At 46.0% G+C, this 5,270-nt stretch carries 5 protein-coding genes; 4 read left to right on the top strand and 1 reads right to left on the bottom strand.

Annotated elements, in window-relative coordinates:
• The first annotated feature begins 77 nt into the window (after window positions 1–77).
• The 4 genes from ACFQ2O_RS19730 to ACFQ2O_RS19715 all read left to right on the top strand — a co-directional run bounded on the left by ACFQ2O_RS19730 (window position 78) and on the right by ACFQ2O_RS19715 (window position 4,070).
• Window positions 78–632: a DinB family protein gene (locus tag ACFQ2O_RS19730; RefSeq protein ID WP_377532088.1), complete on the top strand. Its 555-nt coding sequence runs from the start codon at window positions 78–80 to the stop codon at window positions 630–632.
• Between the two features lie 188 nt (window positions 633–820).
• Complete coding sequence (locus ACFQ2O_RS19725; protein WP_377532085.1) at window positions 821–1,729, top strand: LysR family transcriptional regulator; 909 nt, start codon at window positions 821–823, stop codon at window positions 1,727–1,729.
• 67 nt (window positions 1,730–1,796) lie between these two features.
• Window positions 1,797–2,990 (top strand): threonine synthase, encoded by a 1,194-nt coding sequence (locus tag ACFQ2O_RS19720; RefSeq protein WP_377532083.1) that lies wholly within the window; start codon window positions 1,797–1,799, stop codon window positions 2,988–2,990.
• Window positions 2,991–3,131: 141 nt separating this feature from the next.
• On the top strand, window positions 3,132–4,070 hold the full coding sequence (locus ACFQ2O_RS19715; RefSeq protein ID WP_377532081.1) for a polysaccharide deacetylase family protein: 939 nt from the start codon (window positions 3,132–3,134) through the stop codon (window positions 4,068–4,070).
• On the opposite strand, the gene ACFQ2O_RS19710 is transcribed toward ACFQ2O_RS19715, so the two are convergent.
• Window positions 4,067–4,933, bottom strand: coding sequence for a PhzF family phenazine biosynthesis protein (locus ACFQ2O_RS19710; RefSeq protein ID WP_377532078.1), 867 nt, complete (start codon window positions 4,931–4,933; stop codon window positions 4,067–4,069). The genes ACFQ2O_RS19715 and ACFQ2O_RS19710 overlap by 4 nt on opposite strands.
• Window positions 4,934–5,270: the final 337 nt, after the last annotated feature.

Raw genomic sequence — 5,270 nt, 5'->3', positions numbered from 1 at the left:
GCAATACTAATATTAAATGTTCTGAAAAAAAATGTACTTTAGCTTTAGTCATTTTGATTTAATACTTGGAGTAAAGCATGCACAGCCAAACACAGCAAATGGACGCAAAATTAGAAAGCAAGTACCTGCGCCTGGAGCAGACAAGAAACCTTCTGCTTGATGAGTTGGAGAGCCTGGATGATGCGCAGCTAAACAGCATGCCTGCCGCTGGCAAATGGAGCCTGAACCAGCATGTGGCGCATCTGGTAATAGTGGATGATGCCGCACTTGGCGGAATACGGTACAAACTACAGCAACAGGATAAACTTCGGGACTCTACCTTTGCACAGGCTGTAAAGGCTTTCCTGCTAAAAGTAGCGTTGAAATCTGGCAAGAAGTATAAAGCCCCTGCAGCAGTAGCCACTGTTCCGGATACCGCTCACCTGCCTGCGCTACGTCAGAACTGGGATAAGGTAAGATTTCAGTTAGAGGATGAGCTTACCAGTATGCCTCACCACCTGCTTGATAAAGGTATCTTCAAACATCCCAGAGTCGGCTACCTCAACATCAACCAAACACTATCCTTCCTACAGGATCACTTCGACCACCATGTGCAAATTATGCAGCGCATTAAGAGTGAGCTGATAAACTAGTGCTGCGCCAAAATAAAAATCAGAAACTCTGAATCAGAAATAACTTGCAAGGTTACCTAAACAGGTTTTCTAGAAGTATTGCCAGCTCAAAAGATTAAATTGGCTGAGCACCAGGCTACACCAGGCAAGTATAGCTTCCTCACCAGAAATACTTAATTTGCAGCACACGTGTTACTCAGGTTCACTTTATGCTGTCACAACGCCACGAGATTTTTTTTGAAGTTGCCCGCCTCCTTTCCTTCACTAAGGCAAGCCAGACGTTGTTTATCACCCAATCGGCCATTAGCAAGCATGTAAAGGCGCTGGAAGAATATTATAAAGTTGGCCTTTTTGAGAGACACGGCAACACCATTAGCCTCGCTCCTGCCGGTAAGCTGCTCTACCAGAAACTACTCGTGGCCAAAGAGCTGCAGCACGAGCTTTACGAAGAATTTAAAAGTTTTAGCACTGATTTTCTGCCCCAGGTTCGCATGATACTTGGCTCCAGCACAACGATCTCTCTTTACATTCTGCCGCCCGTGCTTTCTTCTTACCTGGCCCAGAACCCTAATGTGCAGATAACCCTCAAAAACAGAAACTCAGAAAACATATTAAAAGCGCTTATTGATCATGAAATCGACTTAGGAATCATAGAAGGGATCAACAAGGTGAGCAACGTAACTTACACGCCTTTTATCTCGGACGAAGTGATACCGGTATGTTCTTCTAAAAACCAGCTTCGCCACCAGAAACTTAAATTGCAGGACCTATACAACATACCGCTGGCCCTCCGCGAATACGGCTCTGGCACACTTGCAGTGCTGGAAGAGGCACTGCTACAAAAAGGCATCAGACTGAACGATATACCTGTAAAGATCAGGTTGGGAGGCACCGAGGCATTGAAGAATTTTGTGCGGGCCGATGATTCCTGTCTCTCGTTCCTGCCCAGACCTGCTGTTTTGAAAGAGCTGGAGTCAGGCGAGCTCCTAGAGCTGCAGGTGGCAGCGCTAGAGGTAAAGCGCCAGTTTTACTTTATACAAAGGAAAGGCACCGAAAACGATCAGTTATTCGGGAATTTCATTCAGTTCACCAAACGCCAGTATTCCAATAAGGAATAGCCTATTCCTAAATACCATTTTGTTTGATCATAACTAAATAGCTATTTCGTCCTGGAAATCAACTTCTATGGACACCACAATAGACCAAATCAGTCGAATTGAGCAGCTAAATTGCTCAAAGTGCGGCAAAGCTCATTCCGCTTTCGAGCCTCAGACGCTTTCTGCTTGTTGCAGCTTACCGCTTGCGGCTGAGTATGATCTTAAGCGGTCATTCAAAAAAGAAGATATATTGCACCGCGAGGCTACTATGTGGCGTTACCGCGAGTTGCTACCGGTGCTGCACGAAGAAAACATTGTTAGCCTGGGCGAAGGCTTTACTCCTATTTTACATTTAAATAACCTCTCCGCAAAATATAAACTGCATCAGCTGCTTTTGAAGGATGAAGGCCAAAACCCAACCGGCTCTTTTAAAGCGCGAGGCTTAAGTATGGCTATTTCTAAAGCGAAGGAATTTGGCGTAGAGGGTTGTATTGTGCCAACTGCCGGTAACGCAGGCGTAGCCATGGCTGCCTATTGTGCAAAAGCAGGAATGAGAGCCGTAGTAGTGATGCCACGCCATACGCCTGATTCTTTCAAGGAAGAGTGCTACTGGTATGGTGCTGAAGTGGTGCTGGTAGATGGCCTGATAAACGATTGCGCAGCCAAGGCAAAAGAGCTGAACACTGATGGGCGTTTATTGGATGTATCTACCCTTAAAGAGCCTTATCGACTGGAAGGTAAGAAAACCATGGGCTACGAAATAGCCGAACAATTGCAGTGGTCTTTGCCTGATGTCATACTCTACCCTGCCGGCGGCGGAACTGGCCTCATCGGTATCTGGAAAGCTTTCAAAGAAATGCAACAATTAGGTTGGCTAAGCAAAGAGGTGAAACTGCCTCGTATGATTGCCGTGCAGGCAGCTAATTGCCAGCCACTGGTAGAAACCTACTTTCAGCGACAGGCTAATGCGCAACAGTATTTAGGTAAAGCAACCATTGCCAATGGTCTGGCCGTTCCACGCCCTATAGGAGAGCAAATGATGCTACAGGTGCTGCATGAATCTAAAGGCACAGCTGTGGGCATAACCGACGCAGAAATGATTCAGGGGCTACAGGAAATAGGCAGGCACGAAGGACTTTTTGTAGCACCCGAGGGTGCTGCCGTATGGATAGCCGCCAAAAAGCTGCTGCAAAAAGGGGTACTGTCTGCGGCTGATTCTATCCTGCTGCTAAACACCGGCTCAGGACAGAAATACATGGCCAATGTAGCAGGCCAGTACTAATTTTTAAAGGATCTACGCTTCATGCTTGATCATATAAATCCACTTACACGCTTACCTTGCTAAACTAAACTCCAGAACTCCCGCCCACCGAGCGGGAGTTTTTGGTTCTATGCATGTATAAGTATTAATTGTTCAGCTGAATTGCCTAACTTCCAGTTTCTGAACCTGAACATGTTTACACGCTTCTCCCCCATTACTTATACGCTTTGCCTGGCATTGGCTATACTTGCCTCTGCGTGCAATCAGACTCCAGAAACCAATATAGATAAGTTGCCGGTAGTTTCTGAGTCTTCTGTAGAGGCCACACCAACAGAAACTACCACACCCCCTGAACCGGTCTCTCCGGTTATAGACCTTTCCGCAGATGCCGCCGCTATAGTTGCCAGACCCGAAGTTCCCATCCTATGCTACCACCAGATAAGAGACTGGACAGCATCTGACTCAGAACAGGCTAAGACTTATATTGTACCTGTAAGGAATTTTGAAGAGCAGATAAAACTTCTAGCTGATAGCGGGTACCATAGCATCTCACCAGATGAGCTGCTGGCTTACCTGACGACAGGTGCTAAGCTTCCTCCCAAGGCCATTATGCTTACGTTTGATGATACAAACCTAAGTCAGTATGAAGTGGCGGCTCCTGTGCTAGAGAAGTATGGCTTTAAAGGTGTGTTCTTTGTGATGACTGTTTCGCTGGGCAGGCCACGCTATATGAGTAAACAGCAGGTGCGTGAGCTAGCTGAAAAAGGGCACACAATTGGGAGCCATACATGGGATCATCATAATGTAAAAAAATACGCAGTCAATGATTGGCTGACGCAGGTGGAAAAGCCGAAGCAAGTGCTTGAAGAAATAGTAGGGCATCCTATTACCTATTTTGCTTATCCATTTGGATTATGGAACAGCGAAGCAATACCGGAATTGAAGAACCGGGGCACTACAGCCTCTTTCCAACTGGCAGCCGCTCAGGACACACTAGAGCCGCTGCACTCTATCCGCCGCATAATTGCCAGCGGATACTGGAATGCCACTACTTTGCAGAAAAAGATGGAAGGCAGCTTTAACCGCCGACACAAAGATTAAAGCGCTAACTGCTCTACCACCACCACAGGCCCACCAACCTGTAAGCCGCTTATTTTTGTGTCATCCAGGTATAGTTGCACCTCAATCTGACTTGGAGAAGCAGGCTGCATCAGGTAGCCCTGGTGTATCATATAGGTAGCCGCCTTAAAATTCATATGCTCATAGAGGTAGCATGCCAGTGGCCCTGCGGCCATGCCTGTAGCCGATTCTTCCGGAATGCCATAGCTAGGGGCAAACATACGCGCAGAGGCATCAGCGGCTTCTGTAGCAGTTGTGAAGACATAGTAACCCACCAGGTTCAACCTTTCAGAGATAGCCTCTATTTTCGACTGATCTGGCTGCAAGCTACGCAGCACTTCTTCATTCGGCACCTGCACCAATAAAAACCACACGCCTGTGCTTACCAACAGCGGCTCCAGTACCAAATCATCTACCTGCAGATTTAAGGAGGTTGCGACTTCGCTGGCACTTATACTTGCATCGGCCAACGATTTATACTTTGGAGCAAGTTGTGCCTGGTATACTTTGCCTTTCTTTAAGCTAATCTGCCGCGGGCCTACAATAGACTCTTTTATAGCACCGGGCTCCTGCACCATGCCTTTTTCCAGCAGTAAGCCAAAGGTTGCCACCGTTGCATGTCCGCAATGAGGAATTTGGCGGTTAGGCGTAAAAAACTCCACTTTCACGTCTCCTACTGCTGATTCAGAGACAAAGGCAGTTTCTGAGAGGCCTAAATTTGCAGCAATTTCTTGCTTCCGTTGCTGTTTTAGAGCATCTGCAAACAACACAACTCCTGCTGCATTGCCTCCATCGGCAGTAGTGGTAAAAGCTTTAACTAGAAACAGTTCAGGGTATTGCGCCATAGTTTATTCGTGCAGTGGTTATTAAGTACTTCTTATGATGTGTAAATATACTTTAAAACCCATAGAATCAAACTTTGCACAGGATGTTAAACATAATTAATTGTATTATTTATTCTATATATAACCAACTATAGAGGTGCTAACAAGCAGTTAGAAACAGATTCAGATTCCAAACCCACAACAAAGGGTTTCAATGGAAATTAAGCTAGCATTTCACAGGTATTCCTTTATTGCCATTCATTCACCCCTTCTCACGCTGAGGAGTGGACTATAAGGCGCTTTTTTAATATTCGCTGCTTTGAAGAGTTTAAAGATAGCCTCTATTTTAAAACTCAAG

The organism is Pontibacter rugosus (assembly GCF_042678745.1).
GTDB classification, from domain to species: Bacteria; Bacteroidota; Bacteroidia; order Cytophagales; family Hymenobacteraceae; genus Pontibacter; species Pontibacter rugosus.
The sequence above is the reverse complement of the archived record's forward strand: the minus strand, read 5'-3'. Positions and strand labels throughout refer to the sequence as shown.